Annotated in this window: 3 protein-coding genes; all 3 read left to right on the forward strand. The window is 32.5% G+C overall.

Translation table 11 applies throughout. The features are described 5' to 3' along the window. Positions 1–173 precede the first annotated feature (173 nt). Genes JIG41_RS09640 through JIG41_RS09650 form a run of 3 tightly spaced genes read left to right on the forward strand, consistent with a single transcriptional unit; the run spans position 174 to position 2542 of the window. Entirely contained in the window at positions 174–1199 is a 1026-nt protein-coding gene (locus JIG41_RS09640) for an ABC-three component system protein (RefSeq protein ID WP_409372724.1), read from the forward strand. Next, a complete protein-coding gene (locus JIG41_RS09645) occupies positions 1192–1938 on the forward strand; it encodes an ABC-three component system middle component 1 (protein ID WP_180311797.1) in 747 nt (248 codons plus the stop codon). Before JIG41_RS09640 ends, JIG41_RS09645 begins: the two co-directional genes overlap by 8 nt. Continuing rightward, positions 1922–2542, forward strand: coding sequence for an ATP-binding protein (locus JIG41_RS09650; protein ID WP_249406637.1), 621 nt, complete (start codon positions 1922–1924; stop codon positions 2540–2542). Before JIG41_RS09645 ends, JIG41_RS09650 begins: the two co-directional genes overlap by 17 nt. Positions 2543–2638: the final 96 nt, after the last annotated feature.

A 2638-nucleotide genomic window follows, 5' to 3' on the forward strand; every position in this document is an offset into this window, starting at 1 on the left:
ATATTACCGCGGTTAACGAGGGCTTGATTATAGTGAGACCAGTTTGTGATTTTGCTCATTGTTGTTGCACGGGCTAGTAGGATATAGATGATCTGATCACAGGCTGGCAAGATAGTTCAAACTTTTAGGAAACAACGCCACCACCCCAGGAAAATATTACCAATATTGCAGGTATACCAAGCCATTTAGTTCCAAATTTAGCTCAGCCAAAAAGTCTCTCCTGCCAAAAGGTTTTCCTTAGCTTTGATAATTCTACGGTCTACAATCTTGCTCTATCTGATGATGCACTGAACTCAGAGCTAGATAGACTAATCAAGGAACTATTAGAGCTATTGCACCGTGGAACAACTTTTTCTGATACAGATATTAAATTATATAAAACAGCATTATGTTCACTAGTTGATCAGAATTTAATGCTAAGGCACCAGCACATTAGAGATAAGAAAGATCATCATATTCCTTACTTGCAGCGAACTAAACCGAGTATTTCTTTTAAGGTTATTGTACAAAAGCTAAAAAGCACTTATAGAGACCAAGATGATTCATATTGGAATTTAGTGTGTCGTGAAAACTTTGAAAAGGCTTATAAAGAACAAATTGAAGACACTGACATGTTGTTAGCAAACTCAGCTATTGATGATAAAACATACCAATATTATACGGTAAGGTTAGAGTCTGTTCGCCAAAATGTAATTCAACAATATTTTCCTAATGACTGTGCGGGTTTTTTGAGACGCATATACCCTCATGTTTCTAAAGGCACGTCGGAACATCAGTATTATTCTGAAATATCAGAGCCAAAGAAAATTAAAAGTGTTTTTTTTAACTTTATTAAAAAAGTTGAAAAACCATCTGGCAAATTAACACTAAAATGTAAAAATAAGGTTTTTGAGTATCAGCCCAGTTGTATTAGTTTCAATGAAGCTGATCCTGAAAGTAAGTATATTGAGGTTGAAAGAACAAAAAAAGGGTTAGCCGATAACCAAGGTAATCAATCAAATATTTTTACTAATGTCGATTATATCGTCGTTAATTCAACAGATGAAAATGATGAAATTTTAGCCGGAATAGAGAAAATAACTGAAGTTGAAAGCTATGAGAAAGAGAGCTTAAGTATAAAAGAATCAGATAAAATTACTCAACAAAAAGAAATCAGTTTTATAGATAGTAGAAAAGCATTAGGAGAAATAAATGGATAATCTAATAGAGCAGATTTTTATAGAGTCTCAACTTTCCTTAGTAAAAGTAAAATATATTGAAAAGGATCATGATTTTTCATCATTAGTCTATATTGGTAAAAAATTACAAGGTGATTACTTTGTTTATCTTCATTTACCAGAAAGAGTTTTGGCTCATGTTACGAATGATATTCAAATAAAATTACTCTCTTTAATTAAAAATCATGCTAATAAATTTGAGCAACTAACAGATGAAACCGTAGAGATCTCATCTTCATTTGATAAAAATGCTACATTGATAATTTTTACTACACATAAAGCTAGTACAAAGAACGATGCAATAAAAAAAGCTATTTCGATTGAAGAGGATCCATACTTTTTCAAGAAACAAGTTTTATTATTACCTGTTGAAGAACTTCCGATAATTCAAAGTTCTTATGATAGTAATAAAAGAAATTATATTGCTTTTATTCAAAGCCTAATCTCTGATACAGAAAGGTTTTATGAATTTACAAAAGCTAACCCATCAAAGTTTTCTGAAAGAGAAATTGAATACTTATTTGTAGCAAAACTTTATGAAAAAATTCCTTTTTTGTCATTAATAGTTACTCCTTCTAACCAGGTAGTATTACAACAAAAAATAGATAATAAGTTAACCGAAAAACAGTTAAGAGAATGTGAGAAACTGCTAGAACTCGATATAAATGATCTTGAAAGCTGGCTTGCCGAACTTGTTAAGGAAGATGAAACAAATGATTAAGCTAGGAAGGATGCGAATTGAGAACTTTAAATCTTTCAAAGAACCAGTTGAGTTTGATTTCACTGGTAATGATCTAGTTCTTTTTGATGGTCCAAATGGTTTTGGGAAGACAACAATATTTGATGCTATTGAGTTGTGTTTTACGGGGAAAATATCTCGAGTTAAGCATACTGACTCAAAGAATAAAGAAGATCATATTCTTAAGGGAGATAATACTAAGCCAACGACTGTTCAGTTAGAGCTTTTAAGTGGTACAAGTACCCTACTTGTGATCGGTATTCATATTCCCGCCAATATTTCAGGCGAAGCGGGTAGGGTAGCAAAATATCAAAATACTATTGAGCGTTTTGAGGCTAAGGTTTGGCAGGATGGATCTGTCTTTCGTGAGTTAAGTAAAAATAAGCTGGATGAAAGCAAATTAAATAATTTATTAGAGAATGAAAAACTAGATAAAACATTTACTTTGTTTAATTACATCCAACAAGAAGAAACGTGTCACTTCTTAAAACTTGATGAAAGTAAACGCCACCAAGAAATAAGTTATCTATTTGGTACGATAGAGGCGTTGTTTCCTAAAAGTTTGAACTATCTTGCCAGCCTGTGATCAGATCATCTATATCCTACTAGCCCGTGCAACAACAATGAGCAAAATCACAAACTGGTCTCACTATAATCAAGCCCTCGTTAACCGCGGTAATAT

It is taken from the genome of Pseudoalteromonas sp. bablab_jr011 (genome assembly GCF_016464045.1).
Classification (GTDB): domain Bacteria; phylum Pseudomonadota; class Gammaproteobacteria; order Enterobacterales; family Alteromonadaceae; genus Pseudoalteromonas; species Pseudoalteromonas lipolytica.

What these genes read in the sequence shown, in the direction of transcription:
- JIG41_RS09645 (WP_180311797.1), top strand. Translation starts at nt 1,192, where the DNA reads ATGGATAATCTAATAGAGCAGATTTTTATAGAGTCTCAACTTTCCTTA.
- JIG41_RS09650 (WP_249406637.1), top strand. Translation starts at nt 1,922, where the DNA reads ATGAAACAAATGATTAAGCTAGGAAGGATGCGAATTGAGAACTTTAAA.